Here is an 18,784-nt window from a genome sequence, read left to right as displayed (position 1 = left end):
ACACCGGCATGATCATGAAGAGACCGAGCATGCGCAGCGCGAAGATCGCCGCGAGCGAGACGGTCGCGCGCAACTCGGGCGCGCTCATGCGTGAGGATGTAGCGGGTGAATTGGAGGACATCGGAGCGTTATGTGTTTGGACCGCAAGTGCCCGCACGTTTGTTGACCGGGACGCTCCCTGACGCGCCTCTTTCGAGGCCCTTGCACTTGCCGCTCCGGGCCCTTTCAAAGACCGTCAGCAAGCCGTAACGGCGGTCTGGAAAAGTCGTTATAGTAGCAGGTTTGGTTTTCCTTTCTCCCGCAGGTTCATGGAACAGATCCGTATCCGTGGGGCCCGAACCCACAACCTGAAGAACGTCAATCTGGACCTGCCGCGCCACCAGCTCGTGGTGATCACCGGGCTGTCGGGCTCGGGCAAGTCCTCGCTGGCCTTCGACACGCTCTACGCGGAAGGCCAGCGCCGCTACGTGGAAAGCCTCTCGGCCTACGCGCGCCAGTTCCTGCAGCTCATGGAGAAGCCCGACGTCGACCTGATCGAGGGTCTGTCGCCCGCTATTTCCATCGAGCAGAAGGCCACGTCGCACAATCCGCGCTCCACCGTGGGCACCGTCACCGAAATCCACGATTACCTGCGGCTGCTTTACGCCCGCATCGGCACGCCCTACTGCCCGGATCACGAGATTCCGCTGGAGTCGCAAAGCGTCTCGCAGATGGTGGACGCCGCGCTCGCCTTGCCCGAAGAAACGAAGCTGATGATCCTCGCGCCCGTGATCGTGGACCGCAAGGGCGAGCACGCCGAGCTCTTCGACGACATGCAGGCGCAGGGTTTCGTGCGCTTTCGGGTGCGCTCGGGCGGCGGCACGGCCAACGAAGGGGAAGCGAAGATCTACGAGGTGGAGTCGCTGCCCAAGCTCAAGAAGAGCGAGCGCCACACCATCGACGTCGTGGTGGACCGCCTGAAGGTGCGCCCCGACATGAAGCAGCGCCTCGCGGAGTCGTTCGAAACCGCGCTGCGTCTGGCCGACGGCCGCGCCGTCGCGCTCGAAATGGACACCAGCCGCGAGCATCTCTTCAGCTCGAAGTTCGCCTGCCCGATCTGCTCGTATTCGTTGCCGGAGCTGGAGCCGCGCCTCTTCTCGTTCAACAACCCGATGGGCGCGTGCCCCGAGTGCGACGGTTTGGGCCAGATCACGTTCTTCGATCCGAAGCGCGTGGTCGCGCACCCGTCGCTCTCGCTCGCGGCGGGCGCCGTGAAGGGCTGGGACCGGCGCAACCAGTTCTACTTCCAGATGCTGCAGAGCCTCGCCGCGTTCTACGACTTCGACATCGACACCGCGTTCGAGGACCTGCCGGAGAAAGTGCGCAAGATCCTGCTCTACGGCTCGGGCAAGCAGGAGATTCCGTTCTCGTACATCAACGAGCGCGGCCGCACTTCGGTGCGCGAGCATGTCTTTGAAGGGATCATCCCGAACCTGGAGCGTCGCTACCGCGAGACCGACTCGGCCGCCGTGCGCGAGGAGCTTTCGAAGTACCAGAACAACCAGGCCTGCCCCCACTGCGAAGGCACGCGCCTGCGCCGCGAAGCGCGCTTCGTGCGCATCGGCGCGGGGGAAGATGCGCGCGCCATCTATGAAGTGAGCGGCTGGCCGCTGCGCGACACGCTCGGCTACTTCCAGACACTGCGCCTCGAAGGCGCCAAGCGCGAGATCGCCGACAAGGTGGTCAAGGAGATCGTCGCGCGCCTGATGTTCCTCAACAACGTCGGGCTCGACTATCTCTCGCTCGAACGCAGCGCCGAGACGCTTTCCGGCGGCGAGGCGCAGCGCATCCGCCTCGCCTCGCAGATCGGCTCGGGCCTGACGGGGGTGATGTACGTGCTCGACGAGCCGTCCATCGGCCTGCACCAGCGCGACAACGACCGCCTCATCGCCACGCTCAAGCATCTGCGCGACCTCGGCAATTCGGTGATCGTCGTCGAGCACGACGAGGACATGATCCGCATGGCCGACTACGTGGTCGACATGGGTCCGGGCGCGGGCGAGCACGGCGGCATGGTGATTTCGCAGGGCACGCCCGGCGAAGTCGAGCGCGATCCGGCCTCGATGACGGGCCAGTACCTCTCGGGCACGCGCCGCATCGACTATCCCGACGAGCGCATCGAGCCCGGCGAGCGCCGCCTGCGCATCGTCGAGGCCCACGGCAACAACCTCAAGCACGTGACGCTCGACCTGCCCGTCGGTCTTTTGACCTGCGTGACGGGCGTCTCGGGCTCGGGCAAGTCCACGCTCATCAACGACACGCTCTATCACGCCGTGTCGCAGCATCTGTATGGATCGTCGGCCGAACCGGCGCCGTTCGAGGCGATCGAGGGCCTCGAGCACTTCGACAAGGTCATCAACGTCGACCAGTCGCCGATCGGGCGCACGCCGCGCTCGAACCCGGCCACCTACACGGGCCTGTTCACGCCCATCCGCGAACTGTTCGCGGGTGTGCCTGCCGCCAAGGAGCGCGGCTACGAATCGGGCCGCTTCTCGTTCAACGTGAAGGGCGGGCGCTGCGAAAGCTGCCAGGGCGACGGCGTGCTCAAGGTGGAAATGCACTTCCTGCCCGACGTGTACGTGCCCTGCGACGTCTGCCACGGCAAGCGCTACAACCGCGAAACGCTGGAAATTCAATACAAGGGCCGGAACATCAGCGAAGTGCTCGACATGACGGTGGAAGCTGCCTACGAGTTCTTCAAGGCGGTGCCGGTGGTAGCGCGCAAGCTCAAGACGCTGCTGGATGTGGGCCTCGGCTACATTCGCCTCGGCCAGTCGGCCACCACGCTCTCGGGCGGCGAGGCGCAGCGCGTGAAGCTTTCGCTCGAGCTTTCCAAGCGGGACACGGGCCGCACGCTGTATATACTCGACGAGCCGACCACGGGCCTGCACTTCCACGACATCGCGCTTTTGCTGGAAGTGATTCACCGGCTTCGAGATCAGGGCAACACGGTGGTCATCATCGAGCATAATCTCGATGTCATCAAAACCGCCGACTGGGTCGTGGACATGGGACCGGAGGGCGGCGCGGGCGGTGGCCAGATCGTGGCCCAGGGGACGCCCGAACAGGTGGCGAAGTCGAAGGCAAGCTTCACGGGCCGCTATCTCGCACCGCTGCTCAAGCGCCAGATCGCCGCGCTGGACACGGCTTCGGGCAAATGACCCGCCAGGCGGGCTGACAACCGGGCCGGAAATTTAGCAGTAGAAATAGCTGCAGCAACAACGGGTCGGGGGCGCGTGCGCCTCCCTGAAGTTTGGAGACGGAATACACCCAACATGGTCAAGCGCAACGAAGCGACCGAAGATAAACAGGTGCGCGACCTGCGGCCACGGCCGGTCAGGCTCACGAGCGACATGAGCCTGCCGAAGCTTTCGGCAGTGGAAATCGGCAGCTACGTGGCTGCGCTCGCCGGCATGCTGGCGGTGCTGCGCCTGAATCTGCTGGGCGCGCTGCTCGCGGGCATGCTCGTCTTCCAGCTCGTTCATACCATTTCGCCGCTCATCGAGCGGCGCATGTCGAGCAGCCGCGCACGCTGGCTCTCCGTGGTGCTGGTTTCCATCGTGATCGTGGGCGTGCTCACCGGGCTCACCGTGGGCGTCATCGAGCAGTTCGAAAGCGACGTGCCGAGCGTGCAGAAGGTCATGGCGCAGATGATGTCGTTCGTCGACCAGGCGCGCGGGCGCATTCCCGAGTCCATCGCCGCCTATCTGCCCGTGGATGTCGCCCAGATGAAGCTCAAGGCGCTCGCGCTCATGCACGAGCACGCCACCCAGCTCGGCCAGGGCGGCAAGAACGCCGCGCGTATCCTGGGGCATATCGTGATCGGCATGATCATCGGCGCGATCATCGCCATTGGCGCGCAGAAGAACGCCACGCGGCTGCCGCTTTCCACGGCGTTCGTCGCGCGCGTGTCCCGTTTCGCCGATGCGTTCCGCCGCATCGTGTTCGCGCAGGTGAAGATTTCGGCCATCAACACGGTGTTCACCGGCCTCTTCCTCCTGCTCGCGCTGCCGCTCTTTCACGCGCCGCTGCCGCTCGCGAAGATGCTGGTCGTGGTGACCTTCGTGGTGGGGCTGTTGCCCGTGATCGGCAACCTGATCTCGAACACGCTGATCGTCGCCATCGCGCTCACCGTGAGCCTGCCCGCGGCGGTCACGGCGCTCGCGTTCCTCATCCTGATCCACAAGCTCGAATACTTCCTGAACGCGCGCATCGTGGGCGGCCAGATCGAGGCGCGCACGTGGGAGCTGCTCGTCGCCATGCTCGTGATGGAAGCCGCGTTCGGCATTCAAGGCGTGATCGCCGCGCCCATTTTCTACGCGTATATCAAGCGCGAACTGATCTATCTGCGGCTCGTCTGAGCCGCTTTCTCCCGAAACCGCGCGCGGCCCTCAGCGCCCGCGCGGCTCGCCGGGCTCGTCGGGCTCGTCGGCCATGCCGTCGTGCCCTATGGCGTAGATCGCCACCTGCACGCGGCTCGTGAGACCCAGCTTGCGCAGAATGTTGCGCACGTGAATCTTCACCGTGCTCTCCGCCCGGTCGAGCGTACGCGCAATCGCCTTGTTGCTCGCGCCGCGCGCCAGTTCGCGCACGATGTCGCGCTCGAGCGCCGTGAGCGTGTCTGCGCTCGCGCGCGGCGCCCGAATTGCCCGCGTCGAAGATGCCCACGGCGAGCCCCTGGCGCGACTTCGGAAACCAGCGCGCGACATAGGGCGTGCCGACCGGGAACGATGCGCCGGCCCCCCCCCCACGAACAGCCCGAGCGCGAGGAATTGCCACAGTTGCGTCGCATACGAGACGAGCCAGATCGGCACGACGGTCGCGAGCATCGTGATGAAGAAAACGATGCGCCCGCCGAAGCGGTCGGTCCAGATGCCGAGCGGCACGCGGGCGAGCGAGCCGGTGAGCACGGGCATCGCGGCAATCAGGCCGAATTCGGTATCGGTGAGGTGAAGCTGTTTTTTGAGCGGAATGCCGAGGATCGCGAACATCATCCAGACGGCAAAGCAGATCGTGAACGCGAAGGTGCTCGAACCCAGCACGCGCCAGGCACGGCTATCGGCGACAGGTTCCACCTGCGGGGATAGGGCGGCTTTCATGAATTTCCCTCTTGTCGTTTGGTTGAAGTGACAGGAGCAGGAAAGACGAAAGGGGCAGACTATTCTCCACAGGGAGTGCGCGACGATGCGCCACCAGAACTTAAGGAGTCGTACCGCGGGGAATGAGTTGGCGCGGAAAAAAATCGCATGCATGCGAATGCGCCGGAGAGCAATAAGATGAGTTCGAAAAGCCGTAGCATGTTTTGAAACACGCTACGGCATGGAGTCGCACTCGATCGACAAGCGATCAGCGGAACACGACCGTCTTGTGCCCGTTGAGCACGATGCGATGCTCCACGTGCCACTTCACCGCGCGCGCGAGCGTCACGCACTCCACGTCGCGGCCAATGGCGGTGAGCTGGTCCGGCGCCATGTTGTGATCCACGCGCTCGACTTCCTGCTCGATGATCGGGCCTTCGTCGAGATCGGACGTCACATAGTGCGCCGTTGCGCCAATCAGCTTCACGCCGCGATCGAACGCCTGGTAATACGGCTTCGCGCCCTTGAAGCTCGGCAGGAACGAATGATGGATGTTGATCGCGCGGCCTTCGAGCGCTTTGCAAAGCTGCGGCGAGAGGATCTGCATGTAGCGCGCGAGCACCACGAGATCGGCGCCTTCGCGGTTCACCACTTCGAGCACGCGCGCTTCCTGCGCGGCCTTGTCGGCCTCGGTGCCGCCGAGCAGCGGGAAATGATGGAACGGAATGTTGTAGCTCGCGGCGAGCTGATAGAAGTCCTTGTGATTCGAGATGATCGCGGGAATCTCGATAGGCAGCTGGCCGGTGCGATAGCGGAACAGCAGGTCGTTCAGGCAATGGCCGATCTTCGAGACCATGATGACGACGCGCGGCTTCACGTTCGCGTCATGCAGTTCCCAGCGCATGCCGAACTCCTGGGCGAGCGGATCGAACGCACTGCGCAGGCCGTCGAGGCCGGGGTCGCCGCCTACTTGCTGGAAGTGCACGCGCATGAAGAACTCGCCCGTGTGGCTGTCGCCAAACTGGGCCGAGTCGAGAATATTGCTGCCGCGCTCGAACAGAAAGCCCGACACGGCATGCACGATGCCAGGCCGGTCGGCGCACGACAGTCTGAGGATGAAGCTGTGATCGGTCGACATGACCTTGGTAACTCCCATCAATACCTGGTGTTTCTAAAAGGGCTTTGGGCTTTGCTTCGAGACCTGTTCACAGCGCCGGCGGTTCGAAGATCGCGGCAATGCCCTCGCACGCGTCTTCGTCTATCCATCGGCGGCGCAGCAGGCAGTCGAGCGTCGCGAGGCTCGCGTCCACCGTCATCGCGCCCTCCTCGATCCAGCGCGCGGCCTCGTCGATGCGCGCGAGGCGATGCTCGCCCACTTCGCCGTCCTGGTTGTGCGGCACGAAGCCGGCCGGGAGCACGAGATCGTAGATGAAGATCTGCTCGGCCTGCGTGCCTTCCGGCAGCGACTGCAGCACATGCACGGTGCGACCCGCGCGCGCCTCGCGCGCCAGTTCCTCGGCAATGCCCGCCTCTTCCCAGCATTCCTTCACGAGCGTGGCCTCGATGCCGAAGCCCCAGCCGATCCCGCCCGCCACGACGTTGTCCAGCATGCCGGGGTCGGTGGCCTTGGTGTCGCTGCGCCGCGCGATCCACAATTGCGGCGCGCCCGGCGCCGCCGGATCTGCGTATTCTACGACGCCGTTCAGATGCACCGCGTACGTCATGGTGCCAAAGAAGCGCGAGGCCGCGCGTTCGATCAAGGCGAGCGGCGGTGCGTCGAACGCATTGCGGATCGCGTAGGTTTCGTTGCGCCAGCCCGGAATGTGCCCTTGCGCCGCGAGGGCGCCGATCACCGAGGCGAGCGCCGCGCTGCGCGCATCGACACTATCGAAGTGCGGGGCGAGCGTCACGCGTGCGCTATGCGCATCGCCGTCGATTTCGAACACGTCGGGCCAGCGCGCGAGAAGCGCCACGTCGTTCTCGCGTATCCAGCCCACGCGCTCGTCACCGATATGGAACGGCAGATGCGCGCCGACATCGAAACGCCGCGCGTCGGTAATGCAAGGCAAGGTCATCGATCAGGACTCCGTAGATCAGTCACGCAGGGCCACGCGAATGCCGATGGCGATGAAGGTGACGCCGGCGAGGCGGTCGAGCCACACGCCCGCGCGCGGGCGGCGCTTGAGCCAGCCGCCGATCGTGCCCGCGCACAGCCCGAAGAGGGAGAACACCACGACCGTCTGCGCCATGAACACGAGGCCGAGCTCGAGCATCTGCAGCGTGACGTGCTGCGCGCCATGCGGGTCGACGAACTGCGGCAGGAACACGACGAAGAACAGCGTCACCTTCGGGTTCATGATGTTGCCGAGCACGCTCTGACGAAAGATCGCGGAGAGCGGCTGACGCGGCCTGTCACCGGCGGCGGCGAGCCCCTGGCTGCGCAGCGCCTTCACGCCGATCCACACGAGATACGCGGCGCCGGCGAGCTTGAGGATCTGGAACGCGAGCGGCGATGAGCGCAGCACGGCGGCCACGCCGAGCGCCGCGAGCGTGGTGTGGAACGTCACACCTGCCGCGAAACCGAGCGCGGCGACGAGACCGGCGGCGCGGCCTTGCGAAATGCCGCGCGCGAGCACCTGGAGATTGTCGGGACCGGGCGCGAACGTGATGGCGATGGAGGTGGCGAGAAAGAGCGCGAAATTCGGCATGAGATCGACTCGTGAGGCTGTACGTTCGGGTTTCAGTGCCCGCCGAAGGCGGTCACCGTGAAGAGCGGCAGGCCGGCATCGGTGAGCAGCTTCGAGCCGCCCAGATCCGGGAGGTCGATGATCGCGGCGCCTTCCACCACGCTCGCGCCGAGGCGTTCGAGCAGCAGCTTGCCGGCCATCATGGTGCCGCCGGTGGCGATCAGGTCGTCGACGATCACGACGCGGTCGCCCTTGCCGCAGGCGTCCTCGTGAATCTCCACGGTCGCCTCGCCGTATTCGAGCTGGTAGGTCTCGGAGACGGTCTTGTACGGCAGCTTGCCGATCTTGCGGATCGGAATGAAGCCCACGTTCAGCTCATACGCGACGATCGGCCCGATGATGAAACCGCGCGCGTCGAGCCCTGCCACGTAGTCGAGCTTCGCGCCGACATAGCGCTCGACGAACAGGTCGATCAGCACGCGCAGGCCCTTCGGATGGCCGATGAGCGGCGTGATATCGCGGAACTGCACTCCCGGCTGAGGCCAGTCGGGCACCGTGCGGATCAGGCTGTTCACGAACTGGGCGGCTTCAGCGCTCGGGTTCGCAGGTGCGTTGGACATCATCTCTCCGGGGTAGTGACTCGATAAAGGACAGCAGGACTGTTTAAACGGGGCGGGACCCTTGGCGCGGTCGCGCGACCGCGCCAATAAATCGCGCCAACAACCACGGCGTATCAGGCCGCCGCCGCGCCCGCGCCGGCGGCGCCCGGCTTGCGATGCCGCGAAAGCCGCTCCTCGGCCTGCGCGAGCTGCTCGGGCAAACCGCGCAGCACGACGATGTCGGCCTCGCGCAGCCTGGTCGACGGGTCCGGCTCCACGCCGCGAATGCCGTGGCGGCGGATCGCCGTCACCTCGACGCCGAGCTCGTACAGGCCCAGTTCCGCGAGCGTGCGGCCCACGGCGTCGGCGCGCTCGTCGACCGGTACGGATTGTAGCCGCACCTGCTCGTGACCGTCCTCGCCCACATCGTCGGTGCCGTGGAAGTAGCCGCGCAGGAGGCTGTAGCGCTCGTCGCGCAGTTCCTCCACGCGGCGCACCACGCGCCGCATCGGCACGCCCATCAGCACCAGCATGTGCGAGGCGAGCATCAGGCTGCCTTCCACGATCTCCGGAATCACTTCGGTCGCGCCCGCGGCGAGCAGGCGTTCGAGATCGGCGTCGTCCACCGTGCGCACGATCACGGGCAAGGTAGGCTCCAGCTCGTGAATGTGATGGAGCACGCGAAACGCCGATTGCGTGTTGGCATAGGTGATCGCCACCGCGGCCGCGCGGTGGATGCCCGCCGCGACGAGCGATTCGCGCCGCGCCGCGTCGCCGAACACCACCGACTCGCCCGCCGCCGCAGCCGCCGCGACGCGGTCGGGGTCGAGGTCGAGCGCGACGTACGAAAGGCCTTCGTATTCGAGCATGCGCGCGAGGTTCTGCCCCGCGCGGCCGTATCCGCACACGATCACATGGCCGCTTTGCTTGATGCTTTGCGTGGCGATGCGCGTCATCATCAGCGACTGCTGCATCCATTCCGTCGAGGACAGGCGCAGCACGATGCGGTCGGCGTTCTGGATCAGGAACGGCGCGGCGAGCATCGACAGCAGCATGGCCGCGAGGATCGCCTGGAGCAGCGTGGCGTCGACCAGATGCTTGTCGAGAATGAGGTTCAGCAGGACGAAGCCGAATTCGCCGGCCTGCGCGAGGCCGAGACCCGTGCGCATGGCCACGCCCGGCGACGCGCCGAACATGCGCGTGAGCGCGGTGATGAGCACGGCCTTGAGCACGACCGGCCCGAGGAAGAACGCCGCCACCATGATGGGGTGCTGCCAGATCACGTGCGGGTTGAGCAGCATGCCCGTGGTCACGAAGAAGAGGCCGAGCAGCACGTCGCGAAACGGCTTGATGTCCTCTTCCACCTGGTGCTTGTAAGGCGTTTCGGCGATCAGCATGCCCGCGATGAAGGCGCCGAGCGCGAGCGAGAGGCCGAACTTGTCGGTGATGAACGCGGCACCCAGCGTGACGAGCAGCACGTTGAGCACGAACAGCTCCTGCGAGCGGCGGCGCGCGACCACGTTGAACCAGCGCGTCATGAACTTCTGCCCGACGATGAGCAGAATGGCGAGCGCGAGCACGATCTTCACGGCGGCGGTGCCGAGCGACTCGACGAGCGACGCCCCGGAGCCGCCGAACGCCGCGATCACGATGAGAAGGGGCACCACGGCCAGATCCTGGAACAGCAGCACGCCCAGAATATTGCGGCCATGCTCCGATTCGATCTCGAGCCGCTCGGAAAGCATCTTGCTGACAATGGCCGTGGACGACATGGCGAGCGCGCCGCCGAGCGCCACGCAGGCCTGCCACGTGATATGCACCCACGGCTCCAGCACGAGCCCGAGCAGCAGCGCGACCACGATCGTGCCCAGCACCTGCGAGAGCCCGAGGCCGAACACGGCATGGCGCATGGCGCGCAGCTTCGAGAGCGAGAACTCGAGGCCGATCGAGAACATCAGGAACACGACGCCGAACTCGGCCAGGTTCTGCGCGCCATGCGTGTCCGGCACGATGCCGAGCGAGCGCGGGCCCACCAGAATGCCCACCGTGAGGTAGCCGAGCATCGGCGGCAGATTCAGATAACGAAACAGCACGACGCCGACCACCGAGGCGAGCAGCAGGAACAGCGTCATTTCCAGCGGGGAGATCATCGTGTGAAGCGTCCTCGTTCGTCAGCCGCGGTCTGCATGAGCGGCGATGCAAATTCTGCCCGCGCCGTGTCGATGATCGACGCAAGGCGGCTAGGGCCTGTTTACATTAATAACGGGCTAAATGGGAAGGGCTACGGAGACACGCCTGGGGCAAATCCGGCGGCGCACGCACGGGGTTTTGGCGCTGGGGGCGCTGGCGCGGCGCGCAGACGCCTTTGCTATACTCCGCGGATGATAGCGAAAATCAATGGCGACCGGGCGCTGAAGCTCGCTCGCAACGTGCTCGACATCGAAGCGGACGCCGTGCGCGGGCTTCGCGACCGGCTCGACGACAACTTCGTCGGCGCGGTCGACCTCATCCTCAGCTGCCGCGGACGCGTGGTCGTTTCCGGCATCGGCAAATCGGGCCACATTGCCCGCAAGCTCGCGGCCACGCTGGCCTCCACGGGCACCCCCGCGTTCTTCGTGCATCCGGCGGAAGCAAGCCATGGCGACCTCGGCATGGTCACTGCCGACGACGTCTTCATCGGCCTGTCGAACTCGGGCGAATCCGAAGAACTCGTGGCGATCCTGCCGCTCGTCAAACGCATTGGCGCGAAGCTCATCGGCATGACGGGCAGTCGGCCGCAGTCGACGCTCGGCCAGCTCTCCGACGTGCATCTGGACGCCGGCGTGGAGAAGGAGGCCTGCTCGCTGAACCTCGCCCCCACCGCCAGCACGACGGCGGCGCTCGCGCTCTCCGACGCGCTCGCGGTCGCGGTGCTCGACGCACGCGGCTTCGGCGCCGACGACTTCGCGCGCTCGCATCCGGGCGGCGCGCTCGGCCGGCGCCTCTTGACCTACGTGCGCGACGTGATGCGCACGGGCGACGAAATTCCGAAGGTGCGCGACGACGTCACCGTGCGCGACGCCCTTTTCCAGCTCACGGCCAAACGCATGGGCATGACGGCGATCGTCAACGCCGACGACCAGGTGCAGGGCATTTTCACGGACGGCGACCTGCGCCGCGTGCTCGAGCGCGTGGGCGATTTCCGCGAACTGCCGATCGCGCAGGTCATGACGAAAGCTCCGCGCACCATCGGCCCGGACCACCTTGCCGTCGAAGCCGTGGAACTGATGGAGCGCCATCGCATCAATCAGATGCTGGTCGTCGATGCCGAGGGCTCGCTGATCGGCGCCCTCAACATGCACGACCTGTTCTCCAAGAAGGTGATCTGATGGCTAGCCCACTCGATGCAACCGCGCGCGCCGCGCGCGTGCGCCTCATGATTTTCGACATCGACGGCGTGCTCACCGATGGCGGCCTGCTCTTCACCGGCGCGGGCGACACGATGAAAGCGTTCAACTCGCTCGACGGCCACGGCGCGAAGCTGCTGCGCGAAGCCGGCATCGACACGGCCATCATCACGGGGCGCCGCTCGGAGATCGTCGCCGTGCGTGCGAAGGAACTGAAGATCACGCACCTGTGGCAAGGCGTAGAGGACAAGCGTGTCGCGTTCGCCGAACTGCTCTCGCAAACCGGCATTGCGCCCGAAGCGTGCGGCTACATGGGCGACGACTGGCCCGACCTCGCCGTCATGCTCCAGTGCGGCTTCGCCGCGGCGCCCGCGAACGCCCATCCCGACGTGCTCTCGCGCGCCCACTGGGTGTCCGGCAAGGTGGGGGGCCACGGCGCCGTGCGCGAAGTCACCGACCTGATCCTGCGCGCGCAGAACCGCTACGACGCCATGCTCGCCGCGGCCTGCGCGCCGCTCGCCGGGATGCCGCGATGAACCAGAAGTTCCGCCTCACCTCGCTCGTGCCGCTCGTGTGCGTCGCCGCGCTCGCCGGTTTCACGTGGTGGCTGCTGCAGGCCGTCCAGCCGCGCGAGAAGGAGGCGGCGCCGCGTCCGCTCACGCATACGCCCGACTATTTCGCCGACAACTTCTCGGTGTCCGAGCTCGACCAGTCGGGCGCCACGCAGTATCGGCTCACGGCCACGCACATGGTTCACTACGAGGACGACGAGAACAGCGATCTCACGAACCCGGCCGTGCGCGCGTTCCAGCCCGGCAAGCCGATCGTCACGGCCACCGGGCTGCGCGGCACGGTCAACGCCGACGCCTCGATCGTCAACCTGTACGACAACGCGCGCATTCTGCGCGCGGCCGGCGCCGGCGACCCCGAAATGCAGGCTGATTCCGAGCATTTCAAAGTGCTCGTGAACGACGATGTGATCCTGACCGAAAAGCCGGTTAAACTTCGACGCGGCCAGTCGGTCATGACGGCCACCAGCGGCATGAACTACAACAATGTCTCCCGGGTCATCCAGCTCTTCGGCAACGTCCGTGGAGCCATCGCCCCGGCCGACTCCGGCGGCTCGTCCTGAACGCCGGGCCGTCCACGCAAGGCACGATTGCATGAACGATTCGCTTCCCCGTCCACTGAACGGCCGTTCGCCCGACGCGCGCCGCGCACGCTGCGCGGCGCTGATGGCGCTCGCCAGCGCGCTGCTGTTCGCCGGCCTCACGCCCGCGGCCCACGCCGAGCGCGCCGACAAGGACAAGCCGCTCAATATCGAAGCGGACAACATGACCTATGACGATCTGAAGCAGCAGACCGTCTTCACGGGCCACGTGGTCGCCACCAAGGGCACGATCCTCATCAAGGCCGACAAGCTCGTCGTCACGCAGGACCCGCAGGGCTACCAGTTCGCGACCGGCACCGTCGCGCCGGGCACGCCCGCCGACCGGCTCGCCTACTTCCGCCAGAAGCGCGAAGGCCTCGACGAATACGTCGACGGCACGGCCGAGCGCATCGACTACGACGGCAAGCAGGACCTCACCACACTCACGACGCGCGCCACGGTGCGCCGCCTGCAGGGTCTGTCGACGGTGATGGATCAGGTGCACGGCAGCGTCGTCACGTACGACGGCCAGAACGACTTCTATACGGCGCGCTCCGGAAAGGACGTCGCAGGTCCCGGCAACCCCGGCGGCCGCGTTCGCGCGATGCTTTCGCCGCGCAACGCCACGACCGGCGCACAGCCGCCCGCCGGCGCCCCGGCCGCACTCACGCCGTCCACCAAGCTGCAGGAAGCGCCGCCCCAGTGAATACCGTCACCGCCCCCCAAAGCTACGGCCGCCAGCTGGCCGGCAAGACGAGCACGCTCGTCGTGCGCAACCTGAAGAAGCGCTACGGCTCGCGCACCGTCGTCAAGGACGTGTCGCTCGACGTGAAGAGCGGCGAAGTGGTCGGGCTGCTCGGCCCCAACGGCGCCGGCAAGACCACGTCGTTCTACATGATCGTGGGTCTCGTGCCGCTTGACGCCGGCGAGATCGACCTCGACGGCCGGTCCATCAGCCTTCTGCCCATCCACAAGCGCGCGGCGCTCGGGCTTTCGTATCTGCCGCAGGAAGCTTCGGTGTTCCGCAAGCTCACCGTCGAGGAGAACATCCGCGCGGTGCTCGAGCTACAGGTGGACGGCAACGGCAAACGTCTGTCGAAAGACATCATCACCGAGCGCGCCGAAGCGCTGCTCGACGAGCTTCAGATCGCGCATCTGCGCGAGAATCCGGCGCTGTCGCTCTCGGGCGGCGAGCGCCGGCGCGTCGAAATCGCGCGCGCGCTCGCAACCGATCCGAGCTTCATCCTGCTCGACGAGCCGTTCGCGGGCGTCGACCCGATCGCCGTGCTGGAAATCCAGAAGATCGTGAAGTTCCTCAAGCAGCGCAACATCGGCGTGCTGATCACCGACCACAACGTGCGGGAGACGCTCGGCATCTGCGATCACGCGTACATCATCAGCGACGGCACCGTGCTTGCGGCCGGCGCACCCGGCGAGATCATCGAGAACGAGAACGTGCGCCGCGTTTATCTCGGCGAGCACTTCCGCATGTAAGCCCCCGGGCGCGCCTCGCGCGCCCGTTCACCGCAGTCCCGCAGCGCCCACCCGGGCGCGCGCGATCCGCTTTCGCGTTTTTCCGGCCTCATCTTTCGCGTTTCCCCGCGTAACTCCGCGGTATCGACCTTGCCCCCAAAACGGTGCACGGCAGGCCGGGCAGCGTCCCTGTTTGCGCACCAAATTCCGGGCACGCACCGGCGCGGCGCACGCTCGTTTTTGCGAGTGCCCTGTGGTTTCGTCCGCGTGGCAAACTCTTTACAATGGTCCGCACACCGCCATGAAAGCCAGCCTCCAACTCCGCCTCTCGCAGCATCTTGCGCTCACGCCACAACTGCAACAGTCGATCCGGCTGCTGCAGCTGTCGACGCTCGAACTGCAGCAGGAGGTCGCGACCGCGATCTCGCAGAACCCGCTGCTCGAGAACGAGGACGACTGGATCGCGAGCCCGCTGCGCGTGGCCGCGGACGGCTCGGTCATCGCGCAGCCGCCCACGCCCTCGGGCGCCGAGCCGATGCAGGGCGCGAACAGCGCCACCTCGGCGTCCAACGGCAGCGCCGAGAACAGCGAGAGCGAGCCGCGAGGCGTGGACGAATACGACGGCCTTGGCGGCGACGCGAACGGCGACGCAAGCCAGTGGAACCTGGACGACTACGGCCGCTCGGGCAACGCCTCCGACGACGACGACCTGCCGCCGCTGCAGATCCACGAATCGACCACTACGCTGCGCGACCATCTCATGGCGCAGCTGCGCGAAACGAACGCGAGCCAGCGCGATCGCGCGCTCATCACCTTCCTGATCGAATCGCTCGACGAAGACGGCTACCTCAGCGCGACGTGCGAGGAAATTCTTGCCGACATTCCCGAAGAACTCGAAGTCGACGCCGACGAACTCAATGCGGCGCTAGCGCTGCTGCACAGCTTCGACCCCGCGGGCGTGGGCGCGCGCTCGGCCTCCGAGTGCCTCAAGCTGCAGTTGCTGCGCGTCACGTCGTCGCCCACGCGCACGCTCGCGCTCGAGATCGTGTCGAACTATCTCGAACTGCTCGCCGCGCGCGACTTCACGCGGTTGCGCAAGCAACTGAAGACAGGCGACGACGAGCTGCGCGAGGCGCATGCGCTGATCCGTTCGCTCGAACCGTTCCCCGGTGCGTCGTATGGCAAGGCCGAAGCCGATTACGTGGTGCCGGACATCATCGTGAAGAAGACCGGCCAGAACTGGCATGCGGAACTGAACCCCGAGGTGGTGCCGAAGCTGCGCATCAACCACCTGTACGCGAATATCCTGCGCAACAACCGGGGCGACCCGGGCAGCGGTTCGCTGCGCCAGCAACTGCAGGAAGCGCGCTGGCTCATCAAGAATATCCAGCAGCGCTTCGAGACGATCCTGCGTGTCGCACAGGCTATCGTCGAGCGTCAGAAGAACTTTTTCGTGCACGGCGAAATCGCCATGCGCCCCTTGGTTTTGAGGGAGATTGCTGATACGCTGGGCCTACACGAATCGACTGTCTCGCGTGTGACAACCGGTAAATACATGCTGACTCCATTCGGGACACTTGAATTTAAGTACTTCTTCGGATCGCATGTATCGACGGACACCGGCGGCGCTGCATCGTCCACCGCCATCCGCGCCCTCATCAAGCAACTCATAGGAGCCGAGAACACCAAATCCCCTCTTTCAGACAGCCGCATCGCCGAACTGCTGGCGGAACAGGGTTTCGTGGTCGCGCGACGCACCGTTGCGAAGTATCGCGAGGCACTGAAGATTCCAGCGGTCAATCTGCGCAAGTCTCTTTAGCCTGTTCCGGCTTTTACGGAGCAGGCGTTTTCCGGCCGCTACGCCCGTTGGCGGACATGGCCGGCCGAGTTAGCCCGCCGTCGCAGGCCTTTTCGGGGAGCCGCGCACAGGCAGACAGTCGACCGGCATTGCCGCACTTCACGCGTTACGCGGCCATCAGCCTGGAGAAGCACTATGAATCTGAAGATCAGTGGACACCATCTCGAAGTAACGCCAGCGTTGCGAGAATACGTGATCACCAAACTGGACAGGGTGCTAAGACATTTCGATCAGGTAATCGATGGCAATGTGGTCCTCTCGGTCGACAACCATAAGGAAAAGGATAAGAGACAGAAGGTCGAAGTGAACCTTCATCTGAAAGGCAAGGACATATTTGTGGAGAGCGCGAACGGCGACATGTACGCCGCCATCGATCTCGTGGTCGACAAGCTCGACCGCCAGGTCGTACGTCACAAGGACCGCGTGCAGGGACATCAACATGAGGCGATCAAGCACCAGCCTGCGCCCATCATCGAAATCCCGCCGCAGTGATCCCACAATGTCGTCTGTGGCGATTCACGCCATGAACCGGGGCTGGAGTCGATAGTTGATCCTCCGCCCCTCGAAGCGAAGCCGCCCGGACCGGGCGGCTTTTTCGTGAGTACGCCCAATGCAGGGTTTTACCGCTGGGTGCAACCGGGCAACGAGGGTTGCGCTCATGCGTGGCGCATCGCACCATCGGGGTGGACGCTTGTTCTATAATGGTCCAGTCGTATTACGGGGTCTAACGCGCCAACAGGTCCCCACGGTCCCGGCACCGGGCTTCGTCGCCAGATCCAAAGCTTCCGCCAAAGCGGTCAGCTGTCGGGGTGCGGAGCATTCAGGCCACGTTTTCGCCTGCCAACATGAATCGTTTAGCCAAAATACTTCCCATCGAGAACGTCGTCGTCGGCCTGTCCGTCACCAGCAAGAAACGCGTCTTCGAACAGGCTGGCCTGATCTTCGAAAACCAGAACGGCATCGCCCGCAGCACGGTTACCGATAATCTTTTCGCGCGCGAGCGCCTCGGCTCCACGGGCCTCGGCGAAGGCGTCGCGATCCCGCACGGCCGCATCAAGGGCCTGAAGCAGCCGCAGGCCGCCTTCGTGCGCCTCGCTGAGCCAATCGCCTTCGAAGCGCCAGACGGTCAGCCCGTCTCGCTCCTGATCTTCCTGCTCGTGCCCGAACAGGCGACGCAGCAGCATCTTGAAATCCTGTCCGAGATCGCACAACTGTTGTCGGATCGCGAAACGCGTGAGCGGCTCCATACGGAAGAAGACCGCGAAACGTTGCATCGCCTGCTCACCCAGTGGCAACCTTGATGTAATGTGCGGCGTCTTGCGGGGCGCGGTCGCGCTACGCGCGGCCGAACAGCGCGCTCGACGCTCGTTGCAGGGGTGAAGCGCCGGGCGCCGGCAGCCGTCAATCATCCAGGCCGCGCGGTTTATTTAGCCAGCAATTCAGTCAGCCGTTAAGCGAGTCATCTCGCGGAGTCACCGACTCATGGACACTTCCAGCATCAACGCCCAAAGCATCTTCGACGACAACGCCACCACGCTGAAACTGAGCTGGCTGACGGGGCACGAAGGCTGGGAACGCGGCTTTTCGACCGAGACGGTGGCCACGGCCACGGCGAGCGCGGACCTCGTCGGCCACCTGAACCTGATCCACCCGAACCGCATCCAGGTGCTCGGCGACGCCGAAATCCACTACTACCAGCGCCAGACCGACGAAGACCGCTCGCGCCACATGGCGGAGCTGATCGCGCTCGAACCGCCGTTCCTCGTGGTTGCCGACGGCATGACCGCGCCGCCCGAACTGGTGCTGCGCTGTACGCGTTCCTCCACGCCGCTCTTCACCACGCCGATGTCGGCGGCCACCGTCATCGACAGCCTGCGCCTCTACATGTCGCGCATACTCGCGCCGCGCGCGACGCTGCACGGCGTGTTTCTCGACATTCTCGGCATGGGCGTGCTGCTCACGGGTGACTCGGGCCTCGGCAAGAGCGAGCTGGGTCTGGAGCTGATCAGCCGCGGCCATGGCCTCGTGGCCGACGACGCCGTGGACTTCGTGCGCCTCGGCCCCGATTTCGTCGAGGGCCGCTGCCCGCCGCTCCTGCAGAACCTGCTCGAAGTGCGCGGCCTCGGCCTGCTCGACATCAAGACGATCTTCGGTGAAACGGCCGTGCGCCGGAAGATGAAGCTCAAGCTCATCGTGCAGCTCGTGCGCCGCCCGGACGGCGAATTCCAGCGTCTGCCGCTGGAGAGCCAGACCGTCGACGTGCTCGGCCTGCCCATCAGCAAGGTCACGATCCAGGTGGCCGCGGGCCGCAACCTCGCCGTGCTGGTCGAGGCCGCCGTGCGCAACACGATCCTGCAGTTGCGCGGCATCGACACCCTGCGCGACTTCATGGACCGCCAGCGTCTCGCCATGCAGGACCCCGACAGCCAGTTTCCCGGCAAGCTGATCTGACGCCCGACGCGGCGGCCGGCGAGGCGCGGCCGGCGAGGCGCGCGCGCTCGAAACGAGCGCCTG

17 protein-coding genes and 1 pseudogene are annotated in these 18,784 nt (G+C 65.6%); 11 read left to right on the top strand and 7 right to left on the bottom strand.

The genetic code is table 11. From position 1 onward, the window contains the following. Window positions 1–308 precede the first annotated feature (308 nt). Together uvrA and C7411_RS04455 are read left to right on the top strand one after the other, a co-directional pair. Complete coding sequence (gene uvrA / locus C7411_RS04460; protein ID WP_110382968.1) at window positions 309–3,200, top strand: excinuclease ABC subunit UvrA; 2,892 nt, start codon at window positions 309–311, stop codon at window positions 3,198–3,200. A gap of 114 nt (window positions 3,201–3,314) precedes the next feature. Next, the gene (locus C7411_RS04455; protein WP_110382969.1) at window positions 3,315–4,400 is read left to right on the top strand and encodes an AI-2E family transporter; all 1,086 of its coding nucleotides are present in this window, start codon (window positions 3,315–3,317) and stop codon (window positions 4,398–4,400) included. Between the two features lie 30 nt (window positions 4,401–4,430). On the opposite strand, the gene C7411_RS38050 is transcribed toward C7411_RS04455, so the two are convergent. The 7 genes and pseudogenes from C7411_RS38050 to C7411_RS04420 all read right to left on the bottom strand — a co-directional run bounded on the left by C7411_RS38050 (window position 4,431) and on the right by C7411_RS04420 (window position 10,553). After that, a complete protein-coding gene (locus C7411_RS38050) occupies window positions 4,431–4,748 on the bottom strand; it encodes a LuxR C-terminal-related transcriptional regulator (protein WP_110382970.1) in 318 nt (105 codons plus the stop codon). Further along, window positions 4,672–5,138: pseudogene (locus C7411_RS04445) on the bottom strand (MFS transporter); the annotation flags it as partial. The pseudogene C7411_RS04445 and the gene C7411_RS38050, both read right to left, overlap by 77 nt. Before the next feature lie 247 nt (window positions 5,139–5,385). Beyond that, entirely contained in the window at window positions 5,386–6,255 is an 870-nt protein-coding gene (purU, locus tag C7411_RS04440; protein ID WP_110382971.1) for a formyltetrahydrofolate deformylase, read from the bottom strand. Between the two features lie 67 nt (window positions 6,256–6,322). After that, window positions 6,323–7,192: an NUDIX hydrolase gene (locus C7411_RS04435; RefSeq protein WP_110382972.1), complete on the bottom strand. Its 870-nt coding sequence runs from the start codon at window positions 7,190–7,192 to the stop codon at window positions 6,323–6,325. Window positions 7,193–7,210: 18 nt separating this feature from the next. After that, window positions 7,211–7,825 carry a LysE family translocator gene (locus C7411_RS04430; protein ID WP_042269969.1) on the bottom strand — a complete coding sequence of 205 codons (615 nt, stop codon included), beginning with the start codon at window positions 7,823–7,825 and terminating at the stop codon, window positions 7,211–7,213. Window positions 7,826–7,857: 32 nt separating this feature from the next. Then, the gene (locus tag C7411_RS04425) at window positions 7,858–8,424 is read right to left on the bottom strand and encodes an adenine phosphoribosyltransferase (protein ID WP_110383292.1); all 567 of its coding nucleotides are present in this window, start codon (window positions 8,422–8,424) and stop codon (window positions 7,858–7,860) included. Between the two features lie 113 nt (window positions 8,425–8,537). Then, window positions 8,538–10,553, bottom strand: a complete 2,016-nt coding sequence (locus C7411_RS04420; protein WP_110382973.1) for a monovalent cation:proton antiporter family protein — start codon at window positions 10,551–10,553, stop codon at window positions 8,538–8,540. Between the two features lie 231 nt (window positions 10,554–10,784). On the opposite strand from C7411_RS04420, the gene kdsD reads away from it, so the two are divergent. The 9 genes from kdsD to hprK all read left to right on the top strand — a co-directional run bounded on the left by kdsD (window position 10,785) and on the right by hprK (window position 18,721). Next, window positions 10,785–11,771, top strand: a complete 987-nt coding sequence (kdsD, locus tag C7411_RS04415; protein WP_110382974.1) for an arabinose 5-phosphate isomerase KdsD — start codon at window positions 10,785–10,787, stop codon at window positions 11,769–11,771. Next, window positions 11,771–12,325 carry a KdsC family phosphatase gene (locus C7411_RS04410; protein WP_110382975.1) on the top strand — a complete coding sequence of 185 codons (555 nt, stop codon included), beginning with the start codon at window positions 11,771–11,773 and terminating at the stop codon, window positions 12,323–12,325. The genes kdsD and C7411_RS04410 overlap by 1 nt, the downstream gene beginning before the upstream one ends. Then, window positions 12,322–12,921 carry an LPS export ABC transporter periplasmic protein LptC gene (gene lptC, locus C7411_RS04405; protein WP_042269979.1) on the top strand — a complete coding sequence of 200 codons (600 nt, stop codon included), beginning with the start codon at window positions 12,322–12,324 and terminating at the stop codon, window positions 12,919–12,921. Before C7411_RS04410 ends, lptC begins: the two co-directional genes overlap by 4 nt. A 31-nt stretch (window positions 12,922–12,952) precedes the next feature. Next, complete coding sequence (gene lptA / locus C7411_RS04400; protein WP_110382976.1) at window positions 12,953–13,645, top strand: lipopolysaccharide transport periplasmic protein LptA; 693 nt, start codon at window positions 12,953–12,955, stop codon at window positions 13,643–13,645. Continuing rightward, window positions 13,642–14,433, top strand: a complete 792-nt coding sequence (lptB, locus tag C7411_RS04395; protein ID WP_110382977.1) for an LPS export ABC transporter ATP-binding protein — start codon at window positions 13,642–13,644, stop codon at window positions 14,431–14,433. The genes lptA and lptB overlap by 4 nt, the downstream gene beginning before the upstream one ends. Before the next feature lie 280 nt (window positions 14,434–14,713). Beyond that, window positions 14,714–16,231: an RNA polymerase factor sigma-54 gene (locus tag C7411_RS04390; RefSeq protein ID WP_110382978.1), complete on the top strand. Its 1,518-nt coding sequence runs from the start codon at window positions 14,714–14,716 to the stop codon at window positions 16,229–16,231. A 174-nt stretch (window positions 16,232–16,405) separates the two neighbouring features. Further along, window positions 16,406–16,762 carry a ribosome hibernation-promoting factor, HPF/YfiA family gene (hpf, locus tag C7411_RS04385; protein WP_028201861.1) on the top strand — a complete coding sequence of 119 codons (357 nt, stop codon included), beginning with the start codon at window positions 16,406–16,408 and terminating at the stop codon, window positions 16,760–16,762. Window positions 16,763–17,115: 353 nt separating this feature from the next. Next, window positions 17,116–17,571 (top strand): PTS IIA-like nitrogen regulatory protein PtsN, encoded by a 456-nt coding sequence (ptsN, locus tag C7411_RS04380; protein WP_028201860.1) that lies wholly within the window; start codon window positions 17,116–17,118, stop codon window positions 17,569–17,571. Window positions 17,572–17,752: 181 nt separating this feature from the next. After that, complete coding sequence (gene hprK / locus C7411_RS04375) at window positions 17,753–18,721, top strand: HPr(Ser) kinase/phosphatase (protein WP_028201859.1); 969 nt, start codon at window positions 17,753–17,755, stop codon at window positions 18,719–18,721. Window positions 18,722–18,784 lie beyond the last annotated feature (63 nt).

The organism is Paraburkholderia silvatlantica (assembly GCF_003096715.1).
Taxonomy (GTDB): Bacteria; Pseudomonadota; Gammaproteobacteria; order Burkholderiales; family Burkholderiaceae; genus Paraburkholderia; species Paraburkholderia silvatlantica.
Note: the sequence above shows the minus strand (reverse complement) of the source record. Positions and strands in the feature narration are given on the sequence as shown.

Excerpts from the sequence above, each read along its gene's own strand:
- uvrA (WP_110382968.1), top strand. The coding sequence starts at position 309 with ATGGAACAGATCCGTATCCGTGGGGCCCGAACCCACAACCTGAAGAAC.
- C7411_RS04455 (WP_110382969.1), top strand. The coding sequence starts at position 3,315 with ATGGTCAAGCGCAACGAAGCGACCGAAGATAAACAGGTGCGCGACCTG.
- C7411_RS38050 (WP_110382970.1), bottom strand. The coding sequence starts at position 4,748 with ATGTCGCGCGCTGGTTTCCGAAGTCGCGCCAGGGGCTCGCCGTGGGCA.
- purU (WP_110382971.1), bottom strand. The coding sequence starts at position 6,255 with ATGTCGACCGATCACAGCTTCATCCTCAGACTGTCGTGCGCCGACCGG.
- C7411_RS04435 (WP_110382972.1), bottom strand. The coding sequence starts at position 7,192 with ATGACCTTGCCTTGCATTACCGACGCGCGGCGTTTCGATGTCGGCGCG.
- C7411_RS04430 (WP_042269969.1), bottom strand. The coding sequence starts at position 7,825 with ATGCCGAATTTCGCGCTCTTTCTCGCCACCTCCATCGCCATCACGTTC.
- C7411_RS04425 (WP_110383292.1), bottom strand. The coding sequence starts at position 8,424 with ATGTCCAACGCACCTGCGAACCCGAGCGCTGAAGCCGCCCAGTTCGTG.
- C7411_RS04420 (WP_110382973.1), bottom strand. The coding sequence starts at position 10,553 with ATGATCTCCCCGCTGGAAATGACGCTGTTCCTGCTGCTCGCCTCGGTG.
- kdsD (WP_110382974.1), top strand. The coding sequence starts at position 10,785 with ATGATAGCGAAAATCAATGGCGACCGGGCGCTGAAGCTCGCTCGCAAC.
- C7411_RS04410 (WP_110382975.1), top strand. The coding sequence starts at position 11,771 with ATGGCTAGCCCACTCGATGCAACCGCGCGCGCCGCGCGCGTGCGCCTC.
- lptC (WP_042269979.1), top strand. The coding sequence starts at position 12,322 with ATGAACCAGAAGTTCCGCCTCACCTCGCTCGTGCCGCTCGTGTGCGTC.
- lptA (WP_110382976.1), top strand. The coding sequence starts at position 12,953 with ATGAACGATTCGCTTCCCCGTCCACTGAACGGCCGTTCGCCCGACGCG.
- C7411_RS04390 (WP_110382978.1), top strand. The coding sequence starts at position 14,714 with ATGAAAGCCAGCCTCCAACTCCGCCTCTCGCAGCATCTTGCGCTCACG.
- hpf (WP_028201861.1), top strand. The coding sequence starts at position 16,406 with ATGAATCTGAAGATCAGTGGACACCATCTCGAAGTAACGCCAGCGTTG.
- ptsN (WP_028201860.1), top strand. The coding sequence starts at position 17,116 with ATGAATCGTTTAGCCAAAATACTTCCCATCGAGAACGTCGTCGTCGGC.
- hprK (WP_028201859.1), top strand. The coding sequence starts at position 17,753 with ATGGACACTTCCAGCATCAACGCCCAAAGCATCTTCGACGACAACGCC.